At 59.7% G+C, this 14,979-nt stretch carries 14 protein-coding genes; 11 read left to right on the top strand and 3 right to left on the bottom strand.

The annotated features are described in order from the left end of the window. Positions 1-3 precede the first annotated feature (3 nt). The gene (locus BUB72_RS17940; RefSeq protein ID WP_217653873.1) at positions 4-906 is read right to left on the bottom strand and encodes an AraC family transcriptional regulator; all 903 of its coding nucleotides are present in this window, start codon (positions 904-906) and stop codon (positions 4-6) included. 252 nt (positions 907-1,158) lie between these two features. On the opposite strand from BUB72_RS17940, the gene BUB72_RS17935 reads away from it, so the two are divergent. From BUB72_RS17935 to BUB72_RS17925, 3 genes are all read left to right on the top strand, one after another. Further along, the gene (locus BUB72_RS17935) at positions 1,159-1,476 is read left to right on the top strand and encodes a hypothetical protein (RefSeq protein WP_073146260.1); all 318 of its coding nucleotides are present in this window, start codon (positions 1,159-1,161) and stop codon (positions 1,474-1,476) included. A 116-nt stretch (positions 1,477-1,592) separates the two neighbouring features. Then, the gene (locus BUB72_RS17930) at positions 1,593-2,129 is read left to right on the top strand and encodes a peptide-methionine (R)-S-oxide reductase (RefSeq protein WP_175549204.1); all 537 of its coding nucleotides are present in this window, start codon (positions 1,593-1,595) and stop codon (positions 2,127-2,129) included. Between the two features lie 85 nt (positions 2,130-2,214). Next, entirely contained in the window at positions 2,215-4,602 is a 2,388-nt protein-coding gene (locus BUB72_RS17925) for an ATP-dependent helicase (RefSeq protein WP_073146257.1), read from the top strand. Here BUB72_RS17925 and BUB72_RS17920 read toward each other — a convergent pair. Then, positions 4,599-5,201: a LysE family translocator gene (locus BUB72_RS17920; protein ID WP_073146255.1), complete on the bottom strand. Its 603-nt coding sequence runs from the start codon at positions 5,199-5,201 to the stop codon at positions 4,599-4,601. The two genes, BUB72_RS17925 and BUB72_RS17920, sit on opposite strands and share 4 nt — an antisense overlap. Positions 5,202-5,554: 353 nt before the next feature. Next, positions 5,555-5,767, bottom strand: coding sequence for a DUF1127 domain-containing protein (locus tag BUB72_RS17915; RefSeq protein ID WP_073146252.1), 213 nt, complete (start codon positions 5,765-5,767; stop codon positions 5,555-5,557). A gap of 338 nt (positions 5,768-6,105) precedes the next feature. On the opposite strand from BUB72_RS17915, the gene BUB72_RS17910 reads away from it, so the two are divergent. From BUB72_RS17910 to BUB72_RS17875, 8 genes are all read left to right on the top strand, one after another. Then, the gene (locus tag BUB72_RS17910) at positions 6,106-7,164 is read left to right on the top strand and encodes an Mrp/NBP35 family ATP-binding protein (RefSeq protein ID WP_073146250.1); all 1,059 of its coding nucleotides are present in this window, start codon (positions 6,106-6,108) and stop codon (positions 7,162-7,164) included. A 178-nt stretch (positions 7,165-7,342) separates the two neighbouring features. Then, positions 7,343-7,783, top strand: coding sequence for a glyoxalase superfamily protein (locus BUB72_RS17905; protein WP_073146248.1), 441 nt, complete (start codon positions 7,343-7,345; stop codon positions 7,781-7,783). A 598-nt stretch (positions 7,784-8,381) separates the two neighbouring features. Next, entirely contained in the window at positions 8,382-8,894 is a 513-nt protein-coding gene (mraZ, locus tag BUB72_RS17900) for a division/cell wall cluster transcriptional repressor MraZ (RefSeq protein WP_073146321.1), read from the top strand. Between the two features lie 4 nt (positions 8,895-8,898). Next, positions 8,899-9,888, top strand: a complete 990-nt coding sequence (gene rsmH / locus BUB72_RS17895) for a 16S rRNA (cytosine(1402)-N(4))-methyltransferase RsmH (RefSeq protein WP_073146246.1) — start codon at positions 8,899-8,901, stop codon at positions 9,886-9,888. Continuing rightward, positions 9,888-10,262: a cell division protein FtsL gene (gene ftsL / locus BUB72_RS17890; protein ID WP_073146243.1), complete on the top strand. Its 375-nt coding sequence runs from the start codon at positions 9,888-9,890 to the stop codon at positions 10,260-10,262. The genes rsmH and ftsL overlap by 1 nt, the downstream gene beginning before the upstream one ends. Further along, positions 10,259-12,043: a peptidoglycan D,D-transpeptidase FtsI family protein gene (locus BUB72_RS17885; RefSeq protein WP_073146241.1), complete on the top strand. Its 1,785-nt coding sequence runs from the start codon at positions 10,259-10,261 to the stop codon at positions 12,041-12,043. The genes ftsL and BUB72_RS17885 overlap by 4 nt, the downstream gene beginning before the upstream one ends. Before the next feature lie 38 nt (positions 12,044-12,081). Next, positions 12,082-13,563, top strand: a complete 1,482-nt coding sequence (locus tag BUB72_RS17880; RefSeq protein ID WP_073146238.1) for a UDP-N-acetylmuramoyl-L-alanyl-D-glutamate--2,6-diaminopimelate ligase — start codon at positions 12,082-12,084, stop codon at positions 13,561-13,563. Next, a complete protein-coding gene (locus BUB72_RS17875) occupies positions 13,560-14,966 on the top strand; it encodes a UDP-N-acetylmuramoyl-tripeptide--D-alanyl-D-alanine ligase (protein WP_073146235.1) in 1,407 nt (468 codons plus the stop codon). Before BUB72_RS17880 ends, BUB72_RS17875 begins: the two co-directional genes overlap by 4 nt. The last annotated feature ends 13 nt before the right edge of the window (positions 14,967-14,979 follow it).

Genomic DNA, 14,979 nt, shown 5'->3' with positions numbered 1-14,979 from the left:
GCTCTATTGCCGTCTATACGCGCCTGGAGGCCGTCCAGTTTGCTGTCGGAATGCGCGGCTGAAAGCATTCGTGTCTGCATATCCGGTTTTATAGGCGACTTCGTCGATCGAGACGCTCGTCTCCTCTAATATCTTGCACGCAACTTGGATACGCCACTTCCGAACATAGCTGATCGGGGATTGTCCGGTGACAGATTTGAATTCAGCTGCGAACGTCGTGCGCGATTGGCCGGAAATGCGCGCCAGACTACTGACCGTCCATTGTTTGCTTGGGTTTGAGTGAATGGCGTCAATCACTAGTCTGATGCGGGGATTGATCAAGGCGTCCGGTGGCTCGCCGTTCAAAGGCGCTTGTTCCAGCCAATCTTGGATCGCATAAATGCACAATATCTCTGTGAGGCGGTTGAGAATAGACTGTGATGGTTTTGACTTCTTCGCGACTTCGGCGCTGATCAGTTGGACATAAAGGTTGATTTTGTGAGCCCGCGCACCTTCGCCCGCGCGCACAACCAGCATTTCAGGGAGATTGGAGCGAAGTGCCGGGTCCGTGCTATCGGAAAAGTTGAAGTAGCCGCAAAATAGATTTGTGGAGGAGCTGTTTTCGTCGAGTTGGTGGAAGTAGGGGGCCTTCTCCGAGGGGATCCGGCCCACCATCGTGATGCCTCGCCCTGGCTCATCAAAGTAGAAATGCGCTTTTCCATGAGGGACTATCACCATTTCCCCGGCTTTCAGGAATACCCCATCTGAGGTGCCATCAAGGCTGACCCAAGTGCTTCCGGCTAGGACAAGGTGGAACCGCGCCAAGGCTGGAGCTTCTTCAATGAAAACGCTCCAGGGGGCCGTGACATTTTTTCCGACATAGGCCGTGCTGCGCACACGTATCATCTCACAGAATTCTAATGTCATTTTGGTCATGCCCTATGATCAAGTACACGCCGATCACAGGCTACACACGTTGGTGCGATTTGAAACACGAGGCCGTGATTTAGGACGACCTGCAAGAAAATCCGGACGATTGGCGCTACTGAAACAGCGGCCAACGGGTAACCTTGACGGGACGGATTAGCGTCAAGTCCCTGTTTGACAACGGGAAAGGCGAGCCGCACGTGTCCAGAGTTACTCTGGACGAAACTTTAAGTAAAAACCGGAGACGACACCATGAAACTCTTTTTAGCAACGACTGCTGTCACTTTGGCCCTCGCGGCCCCATCCTTCGCAGATACATCTCCTGCCGAGTTGTTCGCAATGAGCAACGCCTCAGCAGCCGAGACCATCGTTCGCGAAACCTCGATGGGCGACACAACAGCCGCTCGTGTGCGTTTGGCGCTTGGGAATATGAGCGCTGCTGAACGCCAGACGTTCTTTGATTCCGACACGGTTACTCGCCAACGCATTCTCAAGAACATCCAACTGTTCGGCGATAGCAACAGCGCAGCAGAGATGTCCGCCGAAATTGAAGCGTCCGCCGGAAACTAACACCGCATCACGCGATGACCATTTCGGGCGGGCTTCGGAAACGTGGCCCGCCCGAATTCATTCTGAGGTGCCGCCTAAAGGCGCGTGTACCGCTGACAATCCCGAAAGGCTTCCCCATGACACAACACGCAGACCATCACCTCACCCGCCGCGGTTTTTTCGCCAGCACCGGTGCTGCGGCACTCACTGTGGCAAGCTCACCCGCATCGGCCAGCGTCGCAGCAGGCAGCGCGTCGGACTTCAAGTACGAAGTCACACGCACCATCGACGAATGGTACACTCAACTGGGGGAGCAGAGCTACGCCATCATGCGCGAAGGCTTCACCGAAGCGCGCAAATCCAGCCCGCTATGGGAGGAAACACGCGCTGGCACGTATCACTGCAAAGGCTGCGATCTGCACAACTATGACGCTAGCTTCAAGGTGATCCTGGACAAGGGCTGGGTCTTCTTCGAACACTCACAGTCGGATTCCGTTCTCACCGCAATCGATGGACCAGTGCCGGAATACGGGGCCATGGCCGAAGACGCGGCATTTACTGAGGTTCATTGCCGCCGTTGCGGCAGCCACCTGGGGCACTTGCTCATCATTGAGGGCGCAATGCTGCATTGTATCAATGGCGCGTCTTTGGACTTTAAGCCCGAAGCAGCTTGAGCCGTCACAGGTGCTTTCAACAAAACCCAGAACGAAATAAGAACACCTCTTTCCCTATAGTTGGGTTCGCGCTATCTTGCGCGCCATGAGCAGTTTTAACGACGAAGACGCCTTCGAGGCCGCCAGCTTGCCCCTGTCCCAACGCGCGATGGGGGCTGCGATGGGTGCGCGCGCGGCCCCATATCTGGATGGGTTGAACCCCGCACAACGCGAAGCGGTCGAGACGCTGGACGGCCCCGTCCTCATGCTTGCGGGCGCTGGCACTGGCAAAACCAAGGCTTTGACAGCCCGCATCGCGCATCTGCTGACAACAGGCCGTGCGCGACCCAACGAAGTGCTGGCAGTGACCTTCACCAACAAAGCCGCGCGGGAGATGAAGAACCGCGTTGGCGCGTTGTTGGGCGAGGCGGTAGAAGGCGTGCCATGGCTCGGCACTTTCCACTCGATCTGCGTGAAGCAATTGCGCCGCCATGCCGAACTGGTCGGATTGAAATCAAACTTCACCATCCTCGATACCGACGATCAAATCAGGTTGCTCAAGCAGTTGATCGTTGCTGAGGGCGTCGATGACAAACGCTGGCCCGCACGGATGCTGGCAGGACTGATCGACAGCTGGAAAAACCGTGCGTGGACGCCGGATGCTTTGCCCGCATCGGAGGCAGGGGCCTACAACAATCTGGGCGGCAAGATCTACGCCCAGTATCAGGAGCGTCTGCGCACGCTGAACGCCTGCGATTTCGGCGACTTGCTGCTGCACATGGTGACGATCTTTCAAAAGCACCCTGATGTGCTTGATCAATACCAACGCTGGTTCCGCTATATTTTGGTGGACGAATATCAGGATACCAACGTCGCCCAATACATGTGGCTGCGTTTGCTGGCCGCATCGCACAAGAATATCTGCTGTGTGGGCGACGACGACCAGTCAATCTACGGCTGGCGCGGGGCCGAGGTGGGCAACATTTTGCGCTTCGAAAAGGACTTCGAAGGCGCGAAAATTGTCAAACTCGAACAAAACTACCGCTCAACCGAGCATATCCTTGGGGCCGCTTCCGGTATCATCGCTGGCAACAAGGGACGGCTGGGTAAGACCCTGTTTACCGAAGCCAAGGGCGGCGAAAAGGTCCGCCTGATCGGCCATTGGGACGGTGAGGAGGAGGCCCGCTGGATCGGTGACGAGATCGAGGCCATGCAAAGCGGCACCCGTGGAATGAAGCCCATCGGCCTCAACCAAATGGCGATACTCGTGCGCGCCTCGCACCAGATGCGCAGCTTCGAGGACCGGTTCCTGACGATTGGTCTGCCGTACCGCGTCATCGGCGGCCCACGCTTCTACGAGCGTTTGGAAATCCGCGATGCCATGGCCTATTTCCGGCTGATCACCAGCCCCGCCGACGACCTCGCCTTCGAGCGGATCGTGAACACCCCCAAGCGCGGCCTTGGCGACAAAGCCGTGCAGAAAATCCAGATCATGGCGCGCAGCAATGGCGTGTCCTTGCTCGACGGCGCACGTTTGCTGCTGGAGGCCAAAGGCCTCGGCGGCAAAGGTGCGGTTGAGCTGGCCAAGCTGGTCGACGGGCTGGACCGCTGGGGTTCCGCTGCGCGGATCGGGGACATGTCCCATATCGAGATCGCCGAAATGGCGCTTGAGGAATCCGGCTACACCGAGATGTGGCAAAACGACAAAACCCCCGAAGCCCCCGGTCGCCTCGACAACCTCAAGGAACTGGTCAAGGCGTTGGAGCAGTTCGAGAACCTGCAAGGCTTCTTGGAACACATTGCGCTGGTCATGGATAATGACAGCGAAGACGCGACCGAGAAGGTCTCGATCATGACCTTGCACGCGGCCAAAGGCTTGGAATTCCCCGCCGTGTTCCTGCCGGGCTGGGAGGACGGGTTGTTCCCGTCACAACGCTCCATGGACGAATCCGGCCTCAAAGGCTTGGAGGAGGAGCGCCGCCTTGCCTATGTCGGCATCACGCGGGCAGAAGAGCTGTGCACAATTTCCTTCGCAGGCAACCGCCGCGTCTATGGGCAATGGCAAAGTGCTTTGCCGTCCCGCTTCGTGGACGAGCTGCCCGAACGCCATGTTGAAATCCTAACGCCACCCGGTCTCTATGGTCATCAGGCAAGCACTGTTGGCGATATGATGGATGCGCTGGGCGGCAGTGACCTGCACGAGGCGGCGGCCAAGGCCAATGTCTACAACTCCCCCGGCTGGCGACGGTTGCAAGAACGACAAGCCAGTCGCGGCATGTCCCAGCCCCGCGAAAGCAAGAACATGGTGATTGACGCGCAAGCTGTGTCGTCCTTCACCGTGGGCGAACGGGTGTTCCACCAGAAGTTCGGCTATGGCGAGATCATGGCCGTAGAGGGCGACAAGCTCGACGTGTCGTTCGATAAAGCAGGCGACAAGAAGGTGGTCGGCAAGTTCCTCGTCTCCGCTGACAGTGCCGGTGATGTACCGTTCTAGACGGCAGTTTGGTTTAGCAGCGGATAGAGCGACGCCATCAATAAGGCCGCCATCACCCAGTTGAAGACGCGCAAACGCATCGGGTTTGTCAAAATACGGCGCAGTTGTTGCCCCATGACCGTCCATGCCGACACCGACGGCGCGTTGACAGCGCCAAAGATTGCCGCAACCAGGGCGACCGCAGCCACCGACTGAGTCGGGGCGTAGACAGTGACAGCCGTCAACGCCATCGCCCATGCTTTCGGATTCACCCACTGGAACGCAGCGGCCTGAAGGAATGTCATCGGTGTTCCCCCAGCCTCGCCCCCTTTTGGCGGCGCGGCGTTGGCGATCTTCCACGCAAGCCAAGACATATAGGCGACCGAGGCGAACTTCAGAATCGTATGGCTGACCGGATAATGGTCGAACACCTGCACCAACCCGATGCCGACAAGAAACACCATCAGCATGAATCCAACGCTGATTCCCAGCATATGGGGAACACTCCGCCGGAAGCCGAAATTCGCGCCTGACGCCATCAGCATCAGGTTGTTCGGCCCCGGCGTGGCCGAGGAGACGAAGGCGAAAACGATCAGCGCAGTGAGAAGTTCATAAGTCATGGCGAATAAGCTTGAAGCGGTTGGCCCAGCGGAAAGGTCGGTTCACTCGCTTTGTGGGCCATGTTTTCGTGAATGGCGAGCGAATTAGGCTGCGAAGAAGGCTGCGAAGAAGGCCACGCCCTCCGAAGACCACCGCCGCAGACACAAAAAAACGGTGATGCGGGAGGAGGTGCATCACCGTTCTTATGTGCGGCTCCGATCAGGGAGGAGGAAGATCATCGCCGTATTTCGGGCAACCTCGGGAGGAGGTGAAGTTGCTCCGATCTGGTTAGTAGCGGCACCTAAGGGAGGAGGAAGGTGCCGCCACTAAAGCGAACCCGGCTTAAGGGAGGAGGAAAGCCGGGACCGCAAACTTAATTTCCGTATGCCGCCTCATGTGCGATCGACTTCAAGTTGGCGCGGTTCATGCCAAGGTCGGCCAGTTCGCGATTGCTCAGCACTTGCAGCTCATCCAGAGTCTGGCGGTACAGGCGGTTTTTCGCGTGGCGTTCGGCCAAATCGTTTTTGAATGCGACCAGACGTTCAATCAGGGTCGGTGCGGTGCGGATGCTCGTTGCGTATGCCATTTTACTTTTCCTTTCGTCCGAGGGTTTCTCTGTCAGCGGTCTGACGCCCTCGTCTCTGTTGACTTCAATTTAGGGAAATGCTGCGCTGCAACAAGAGATAGATTTACAATGCTGCTATGCAGCAAATGCATGGCTTAACGCATTGTTTTTATTACCTTACGTCAGCTTAATTATGACATTTTTGTGAAGCCCTGTTAGCGCTGCCATAGTATTTGGCGAATTGCTCAAAGAACGTGCAGATCGAAAACTGTTGCGACGGATTAGCATGCGGGGTTGCCCTTCGGGGTCTGTGCGCTCACTTAAGCAGGGACGAAATTGATTGAAGACAGGAAGCCTCCATGACCGTGACCCGCGACTCAATTCTTGACGCCCTCCGTGTGTTGAAGCTTCCGGACGGCGAGGATGTCGTCGCCAAAGACATGATCCGCGCTTTGGCGGTCGACAACGGCACCGTGCGTTTCGTGATCGAAGCCGCCCCAGAGGTGGCCAAACACTTGGAGCCTCTGCGCGCGGCGGCTCAACAGATCGTGGAACGTATGGACGGGGTCCAAAACGCATCGGTCTTGCTCACCGCGCATTCCGACAAGAAGCCCCCAGCATTGAAAGTCGGCAAACACCCCGAACCACAAGCCGGCCCCACAAAGCCCAAAGGCGTGGCGCGTATTCTGGCGATTGCATCGGGCAAGGGCGGCGTGGGCAAATCCACCTTGTCGTCAAACCTCGCTGTGGCACTGGCCAAACAGGGCCGCAAAGTGGGCCTGCTGGATGCCGACATATACGGCCCCTCCCAGCCGCGCATGATGGGCGTCAGCAAACGCCCTGCGTCCCCCGACGGTAAAACCATCATCCCGCTGAAGGCCCACGGCGTCACAATGATGTCGATTGGTCTAATGATGGACCCGGACAAAGCCATCGTCTGGCGCGGCCCCATGTTGATGGGCGCGTTGCAGCAGATGCTGGGCCAAGTGGAGTGGGGCGAGCTGGACGTGCTCATCGTCGACCTTCCCCCCGGCACCGGCGACGTGCAGCTAACGCTCTGCACCAAGTCGGAGCTGACCGGCGCTATCGTCGTCTCCACCCCGCAGGATGTCGCGCTGCTGGATGCGAAGAAGGCCATTGATATGTTCAACACGCTCAAAACCCCAGTGCTGGGGCTCGTGGAAAACATGTCTATGTATATATGTCCCACCTGCGGGACCGAGGCGCATATCTTCGGTCATGGCGGCGTGCGGGCCGAGGCCGAGAAGATGGGCCTGCCGTTCCTTGGTGAAATCCCCCTTGATATAGACGTGCGCCTGTCTGGCGACAGCGGCACGCCGATTGCAGCAGGCGACGGCCCCGTGGCACAGGCCTACGCCAAGCTGGCCGAGGGGCTGGTCAAAGGCGGTATGGCTTGACCAAAGCGGGCAGGGCGGCGTAGGAAGCGGCAGGGCAGCAGGATGCCCGCCGCCCGCAAGGCTTGGCCTTTGGTGAAATCCTGTACCGACCAAGATCACATCTGCAACTGACGCGCAGGGTGATGGCAATGCGGGCTCCATCAAGCCGAAACCGCGTCATCTTGTATAAGGTGATCAAATGACTACTCCTGATCCAATACCTTCGGTCGAAGACCTGAAGGCCCAAGCCAAGCGCTTACGAACGCAAATGGCTGTTTTGAATACTCCCGTCTCTCACTCCCAATCGCTGGAGCTTCTGGCCCAGCAAATGGGTTTGCGCGACTGGAACACACTTCAAGCCCGCGCCTCCGCGTTCTCCAACCACCGTCCGCCTTGGGCTGTGGGCGACTTCGTGCGCGGGCGTTATCTGGACCAACCCTGTTCGGGGCGCATCCTGTCGCTATCTGCCGTGACGGGCGGACGCTACCGCATGACCCTCCATCTGGACGAGGCGGTGGATGTGGTGACGTTCGACAGCTTCTCGTCGTTCCGTCAAAGGATCAACGCGACGGTCGACTCTCACGGGATAAGTACCGGCAAGCGATCCGACGGTGTGCCGCATCTGGTGCTAAAGCCCTAAACAGCCCGCTTTGAGACCCTATAGACCCGCGCGTTAGCAATATCGCGCGGGTTTTCGCGTATTGCCTGTGGATAACTTGCTTTGCGAATCAAAATCGGCTCAAAAGGCGGTGATTCGGATGGGATTTCATGGGATGCGCATGGGAATTCGCCTAAAAATCGCGAATTCATGGGAAATTGTGGGAAAAAGTTTCAAAAAATTTGAGCACTACATCTAGTGGTGCTGCTCGACTCACTCACCAGTGAAGCTAAAATTTGCAGAAAATCTACTGGTTGTGTGGATCGCATTAGTCCTTGATCCCATCAGTTCCCGTAAAAACCCATTGATTACCATATGGTCCCATGGCACAAAGTTCTCACGATAAAGACGGCAACTAAAAACAAGGGGCGACTAAGAACCCCAAGGCGACCAAATGGTTTCATACAGGCACCGACTTTATCTAACTACGTTTGGCCCTGCGCGAGCAGACATCCCCCCAGGTGGCGCGGGTCAAACATCTCCCTAGACGGGAACGAGGGCGGCAGGTTGATCAGTGGCAGCAGATCAACTTGCCGTTTTCCGTTTAAGGGCCCGAGTTTGAGAAAGGGTGGCGCGGACAGTGGCACAACGGTTCAGAGGTGAAGGCGTCCACAAGGTGGACAGCAAGGGCAGGGTGTCTATCCCGGCCCTGTTTCGCCGTGTTCTGGAAGCCTCCGACCCCGATTGGACCGAAGGTCTAAGCCCCAATGTCGTCATCGTTTATGGTGGCAAATCCCAAAATTATCTTGAAGCCTATACGCAAGAGGCCATCAAGGAAGTCGACGAGAAGATCGCTCGCCTGCCACGTGGCTCCAAGCCGCGTCGCGCGCTGGAGCATCTGTTCAACGCACAATCCCTACCTACGCAAACCGACGACACAGGCCGCCTTGTGCTGCCCGCAAAACTGCGTGAGAAAATCGGCCTCAAAGGCGAAGCGAAGTTCGTTGCGATGGGCGATACGTTCCAGATCTGGGCGCCAGACGCATTCGAGGCGCGGAACTCCGACATCGAAGACTGGCTCGACGAGCAGGGTGACGACTTTGACCCTCTAGAATTGTTGGAGATGGCTCCAGAGCCATCCGCTGCGGAGTAGGCCCATGTCTGCTAAAGTGCCGCGTGAGACAAACCCTGATGCGCCGCACCTGCCGGTCCTCATTGATGCAATCCTTGATACGGTAACCCCACAAGGCGTCTGGGTCGACGGCACCTTCGGCGCGGGCGGCTACACGAAAGCATTCCTCGACAAGGGCGCGAAGGTCATCGCAATCGACCGCGATCCTTTGGTCTTCGAGATGGCCGCCACATGGGCAGGCGACTACCCCGGCCTCATCCTCAAACGCGGCACATTCTCCGAACTCGACATCCTCGCGGGCGAGTTGGTCGACGGTGTGGTGCTGGACCTCGGCGTCTCCTCCATGCAGCTTGATCAGGCCGAGCGCGGCTTTTCCTTCCTGCGCGACGGACCGCTGGACATGCGCATGGGACAAGACGGCCTCAGCGCCGCCGATCTGGTCAACGAAGGCTCCGAGGCGCTGCTGGCCGACATCCTGTTCCAATACGGCGAAGAACGCGCCTCGCGCCGCATCGCCAAGGCGATCATCGCGGCACGACCCATTACCACCACGGCCAAACTGGTCGAGGTCATAGAAAGCGTTTTGCCCAAAGGCAACCCAAGCAAAAGCCACCCCGCGACCCGCAGCTTTCAAGCGATCCGCATCGCGGTGAACGACGAATTCGGCCAACTTATCAGCGGCTTGGAGGCCGCAGAGCGTGCGCTTAAGCCCGGTGGAGAACTAGCCGTCGTGACCTTCCACTCGCTCGAAGACCGCATCGTTAAAAAATACCTCCAAGCCCGCGCAGGTCGCACCGGCGGCGGCTCGCGCCACGCCCCAGAGCAGCTGGCCGACGCCCCGACATTCGAGCTGATCACCCGCAAAGCGGTGACGGCGGATAAGGACGAGCTGGCGCGCAACCCGCGCTCGCGCTCGGCCAAACTAAGAGTAGGGCGGCGCACCGACGCCCCCGCAGCAGATAAGGGGAGGGCGGGCTTGGGCCTGCCCAAACTGACAGGACAGGAGCTATTGTAATGCGTGGGCTATTTTACACCGTATCGGCCCTCGCGGTCATGGGCCTTGGCTATTGGGCTTACTACGAAAACTACGAAACGCAGGATGCGCTGCGCACGGCATCCGGTCTGCAACGCGAAATCGGCTCGTCTCGTGAAACGCTCTCGGTGCTGGCCGCCGAATGGGCCTATCTGAACCGCCCCGAACGCCTGCGCGATCTGGCAGACCTGAACTTCCCCGATCTCGAATTGCTGCCCATCACCCCCGACCAGTTCGGCGATGTGGCGCAGGTCACCTTCCCGGCCCCTGAAGTCGAGTTGGACATCAACGAGATCAACGGCGCCGTCGATGTGCGCGGCAACTATCTGGCCGAGGACGGAGAACAATACCCATGATCCGCACCCCGCTGCGCCCTTTGGCGCGAATTCTGCAAGCAAGACAGAAGGGCGAAAACCCCGACCGCATCGAGCGTGAAAACATCCGCCTGCGGCACGAGGAAATGCGCGACAAGATGCGCCAGCGCGCTGAAAGCCGTCTGCTGTTCACGGGCGTCTTTTTCGTCCTCGCTTTCTTGATGATTGGCGCGCGGATGACCGTGCTGGCCTCGACCGAGGCGGCGGAGCCACGCGCCTCCACCTCGGGCGCGAACATCGTCGCGCAACGCTCTGATATTGTGGATAGAAATGGCCGCGTTCTGGCGACCAACCTGATCACCAATTCGCTCTACGCCCAGCCGCATCTGATGATCGAGCCTGAACGCGCCGCCAAAGAGCTGGTCGCGATTTTCCCCGATTTGAATTTGGAGCGGTTGAACAAGGATTTCAGCGGCAGCCGCAAGTTCCTGTGGATCAAAAAGAAACTCAGCCCCGAACAGATGCAGGCCGTGCACGATATCGGCGACCCCGGCTTGTTGTTTGGCCCGCGCGAAATGCGCCTCTATCCAAACGGCAAACTCGCAGCACATGTGCTGGGTGGTGCAAGTTTCGGGCGCGAGGGTGTCCATTCCGCCGAAGTCATCGGCACCGCTGGCGTGGAAAAGGCGTTCGACAATTTTCTGCGCGACCCTGCCATGGATGGCGCGCCCCTGCGCCTGTCGCTCGACATGACCATTCAGGCCGCGTCGCGTCAGGTGCTGGAAGGCGGCATGAAGCTGATGAACGCCAAAGGTGCCACAAGCATCCTGATGGACGTCCACACGGGCGAGGTCATTTCGATGATTTCCCTGCCGGACTTCGACCCCAACACCCGCCCCAACGGGCTGATCAAGGGTGATCCGTCCGACAGCCCGCTGTTCAACCGTGCCGTTCAAGGCGTGTATGAGCTTGGCTCCACCTTCAAAATCTTCGCCGCAGCGCAGGCGCTGGATATCGGCTTGGTCAATCCGAACACCATGATCAACACCAAAGGCCCGATGCAAAAGGGCCGCTTCAGAATTCGCGACTTCCACAATTATGGCGCGCAACTCAGCGTCACCGACATCATCGTGAAGTCCTCGAATATCGGCACCGCACGCATGGCGCTCGACATTGGCGCGAAGCGCCAGAAAGAGTTTCTGAAATCGCTCGGCTTCTTTGACTCCACTCCGGTGGAGCTGGTTGAGGCGCATGGTGCAAAGCCGCTCTTACCCAAAAAATGGGCGGATATTCATACCATGACAGTGTCTTACGGGCACGGCATGGCCGCAAGCCCGCTGCATCTGGCCGCCGCATATTCGTCAATCGTCAACGGTGGCACCTTGGTGAAGCCGACGCTCCTCAAACAGCAAACTGTCGAAAAAGGCCCGCGCGTGATCTCCGAACGCACGTCGGCCCAAGCCCGCACCATGCTGCGTGAAGTCGTGAAACGCGGCACCGCCTCGTTTGCGCGCGTTCCGGGCTATGAGGTCGGCGGCAAAACCGGCACCGCAGACAAGCCCAAGCCAAAAGGTGGCTACTACAAGGACAAGGTCATCGCGACATTCGCCTCCGCTTTCCCGATGAGTGACCCGAAATACGTGCTGATCGTCACCCTAGACGAGCCGTCGGAAAACTCCGGCAAAAAGCCGCGCCGCACCGCTGGTTGGACCGCTGTTCCGGTCGCCGCTGAAATGATCCGGCGCACTGCACCCCTTTTGGGCTTGCGGCCAGAGCTTGATCGCGGTGAATTGAGCAAAGTCGTAAACACGGCGTCCGAGTAGCCCGAAGGCCAAACTGGGACGACAACCCGGGGGGCAGTATGGCACGCACTCGCGCAAGCCTGAATGAATTGGGGCTCACAGCCCAAGGTGGGGCCGAGGCCGAAGTGACAGGCCTGTCGGTGGACAGCCGCTTGGTCAAGCCGGGCCATCTGTTCGCGGCCTTGCCCGGCTCCAATATGCACGGCGCGGAGTTTATCCAATACGCCTTGCGCATGGATGCCGCCGCAATCCTGACCGATCCCGAGGGCGCTTCAATCGCCGAGGACGAGATCGCCGCCTCGAACGCCGCCTTGATCGTCACCGAAGACCCCCGCCAAGCGCTCGCCTATGCCGCAGCGCTTTGGTTCGGCGCGCAGCCCGGCACCATGGTCGCGGTGACAGGCACCAACGGCAAAACCTCCGTCGCCAGCTTCACCCGCCAAATCTGGCTGGAACTAGGGCTGGAGGCGGTCAATTTCGGCACCGCTGGCGTCGAAGGCGTGTTCACTGCACCCATGACCCACACCACGCCGGAGCCGATTACACTGCACAAACTGCTGTCCGAGATGGCAGGCCAAGGTGTGACCCACGCCGCGATGGAGGCCTCGTCGCACGGGCTGGAGCAACGCCGCCTTGACGGGGTGCATCTGGTGGCCGCCGCATTCACTAACTTCACCCAAGATCACCTCGACTACCACGCCACCTTCCAAGACTACTTCAACGCCAAAGCAGGCCTGTTCCGCCGCGTTCTGGCGCAGGACGGCGTGGCGGTGATCAATATGGACGACCCCAAAGGCGCGGAAATGGCCGCCATCGCAAACGAACGGGGCCACCGTCTGCTGCGGGTCGGTGCGTCCGGCAATTGCGATCTGCAACTGCTTGGCCAACGCTTCGATGCAACCGGTCAGGACCTGCGCTTCTCCTTCGGTGGCGAGGTCCATCAAGCCCGCCTCGATCTGATCGGCGGCTTCCAAGCGTCCAACGTCATGGTCGCCGCTGGCTTGGCGATCGGGGCAGGGGCAAAGCCCGCCGAAGTGTTCCAAACCCTGCCGATGCTCACCACGGTGCGGGGCCGTATGCAAAAGGCCGCGACCCGCGCCAACGGGGCTGCGGTTTTCGTCGACTACGCCCACACACCTGACGCGCTTGCGACCGCGCTCAAAGCAATGCGCCCGCATGTCATGGGCCGTTTGGTGGTGGTCTTTGGCGCAGGCGGCGACCGCGACAAAAGCAAACGCCCGCTGATGGGGGCCGCCGCGCGCGACAATGCCGACGTGGTGTTCGTCACCGACGATAACCCGCGCACCGAAGATCCGGCCTCGATCCGTGCGGCCATTATGGTCGCCGTCCCAAGCGCCACCGAAGTGGGCGACCGCGCCGAGGCGATCCTGCGCGGCGTCGACGCGCTCGGGCCCGGCGACACGCTGCTGATTGCGGGCAAAGGCCACGAGACAGGCCAAACGGTGGGCGACGACGTGCTGCCCTTTGACGATGTGGAACAAGCAAGCGTGGCCGTCGCCGCGTTGGAGGGGCAGCTATGACACTCTGGACGTCAAGCGAAGCCATCGCGGCAACAGGCGGCACCTCCGCCACCCCTTGGAAAGCCACAGGGGTGTCCATCGACACGCGCACGCTGCAAGCCGGTGACATGTTCGTCGCCCTCAAGGACGTGCGCGACGGGCATGACTTCGTGGCGCAAGCCTTGGCGAACGGGGCCGCCTGCGCGCTGGTCTCCCGTATCCCCGAAGGCGTGCCTGCGGACGCTCCCCTGCTCGTCGTTGACGATGTCTTAACCGGTCTCGAAGCCCTTGGCCGCGCCGCCCGCGCCCGCACCTCCGCCCGCGTGATCGGCGTCACCGGCTCCGTCGGCAAGACCTCCACCAAGGAAATGCTGCGCACCGCATTAACGGGGCAGGGCAAAATCCACGCCGCCGAGAAAAGCTACAACAACCACTGGGGCGTGCCGCTGACCTTGGCGCGGATGCCGAAAAATACCGACTTCGCGGTGATCGAGATCGGCATGAACCACGCAGGTGAAATCGCGCCTCTCGCCAAAATGGCCCGCCCGCATGTGGCGGTGATCACAATCGTCGCCCCCGCGCATCTAGAGGCCTTCGCTTCCGTCGAAGACATCGCCCGCGAGAAGGCCGCGATCTTCGACGGCTTGGAAGACGGTGGCACCGCCATCATCAACGCGGACTTGCCCACAAGCGGCCTGCTCCTCTCGCTTGCGCCCTCCAATCGCCAAACCTTCGGCGAAACCGACGGCGCGGACTGGCATCTTCTTGAGGCAACCTCCGGCGATGCCTCCACCGTCTGCCGCGCCAGCCATAACGGCGACGCATTGCTGTTCAAGCTCGGCGCCCCCGGTCGGCATTTTGCGATGAACGGTTTGGCCTGTCTCGCAGCGGCTTCCGCGGCGGGGGCCGATTTGGGTCGCGCGGCCGTGGCACTTGGGGACTGGGCGCCGCCCTCCGGTCGCGGTCAGCGCCGCTTCATCCATCTGGATGCGCAAATGCCCGAGCAGGGGATTGATCTGTTCGATGACGCCTATAACGCAAACCCTGCTTCTGTCGGGGCCGCGCTCGACGTGCTGGCTGCCGCGATGCCGCCCGCACCGGCCGGACGCCGCGTTGCCATTCTGGGTGACATGAAAGAACTCGGCCCGACCGAGACCGCGCTTCACGCGGGCTTCGCCACCCACCCGGCTATGGCCGAAATCCAGCAGGTTCATTGCATCGGTCCGCTGATGAAGCATCTCTACGAGGCGCTGCCGACCTCAAAGCAAGGTCTGTGGGCCGCCACCAGCGCCGAGCTGGCCGACAGCCCGCTGGCCTTGGTGAAAGCAGGTGATGTGGTCATGGCGAAGGGATCTTTGTCGATGAAAATGGCACTGATCGTTGACGCCATCACAAATTTGGGCCAATCCGTAGCAGATAACTAAGAGGGACACCGCT

The organism is Litoreibacter ascidiaceicola (assembly GCF_900129235.1).
GTDB classification, from domain to species: Bacteria; Pseudomonadota; Alphaproteobacteria; order Rhodobacterales; family Rhodobacteraceae; genus Litoreibacter; species Litoreibacter ascidiaceicola.
This window is presented reverse-complemented; position numbering and strand designations above follow the sequence as displayed.

Excerpts from the sequence above, each read along its gene's own strand:
- BUB72_RS17940 (WP_217653873.1), bottom strand. The coding sequence starts at position 906 with ATGACATTAGAATTCTGTGAGATGATACGTGTGCGCAGCACGGCCTAT.
- BUB72_RS17935 (WP_073146260.1), top strand. The coding sequence starts at position 1,159 with ATGAAACTCTTTTTAGCAACGACTGCTGTCACTTTGGCCCTCGCGGCC.
- BUB72_RS17930 (WP_175549204.1), top strand. The coding sequence starts at position 1,593 with ATGACACAACACGCAGACCATCACCTCACCCGCCGCGGTTTTTTCGCC.
- BUB72_RS17925 (WP_073146257.1), top strand. The coding sequence starts at position 2,215 with ATGAGCAGTTTTAACGACGAAGACGCCTTCGAGGCCGCCAGCTTGCCC.
- BUB72_RS17920 (WP_073146255.1), bottom strand. The coding sequence starts at position 5,201 with ATGACTTATGAACTTCTCACTGCGCTGATCGTTTTCGCCTTCGTCTCC.
- BUB72_RS17915 (WP_073146252.1), bottom strand. The coding sequence starts at position 5,767 with ATGGCATACGCAACGAGCATCCGCACCGCACCGACCCTGATTGAACGT.
- BUB72_RS17910 (WP_073146250.1), top strand. The coding sequence starts at position 6,106 with ATGACCGTGACCCGCGACTCAATTCTTGACGCCCTCCGTGTGTTGAAG.
- BUB72_RS17905 (WP_073146248.1), top strand. The coding sequence starts at position 7,343 with ATGACTACTCCTGATCCAATACCTTCGGTCGAAGACCTGAAGGCCCAA.
- rsmH (WP_073146246.1), top strand. The coding sequence starts at position 8,899 with ATGTCTGCTAAAGTGCCGCGTGAGACAAACCCTGATGCGCCGCACCTG.
- ftsL (WP_073146243.1), top strand. The coding sequence starts at position 9,888 with ATGCGTGGGCTATTTTACACCGTATCGGCCCTCGCGGTCATGGGCCTT.
- BUB72_RS17885 (WP_073146241.1), top strand. The coding sequence starts at position 10,259 with ATGATCCGCACCCCGCTGCGCCCTTTGGCGCGAATTCTGCAAGCAAGA.
- BUB72_RS17880 (WP_073146238.1), top strand. The coding sequence starts at position 12,082 with ATGGCACGCACTCGCGCAAGCCTGAATGAATTGGGGCTCACAGCCCAA.
- BUB72_RS17875 (WP_073146235.1), top strand. The coding sequence starts at position 13,560 with ATGACACTCTGGACGTCAAGCGAAGCCATCGCGGCAACAGGCGGCACC.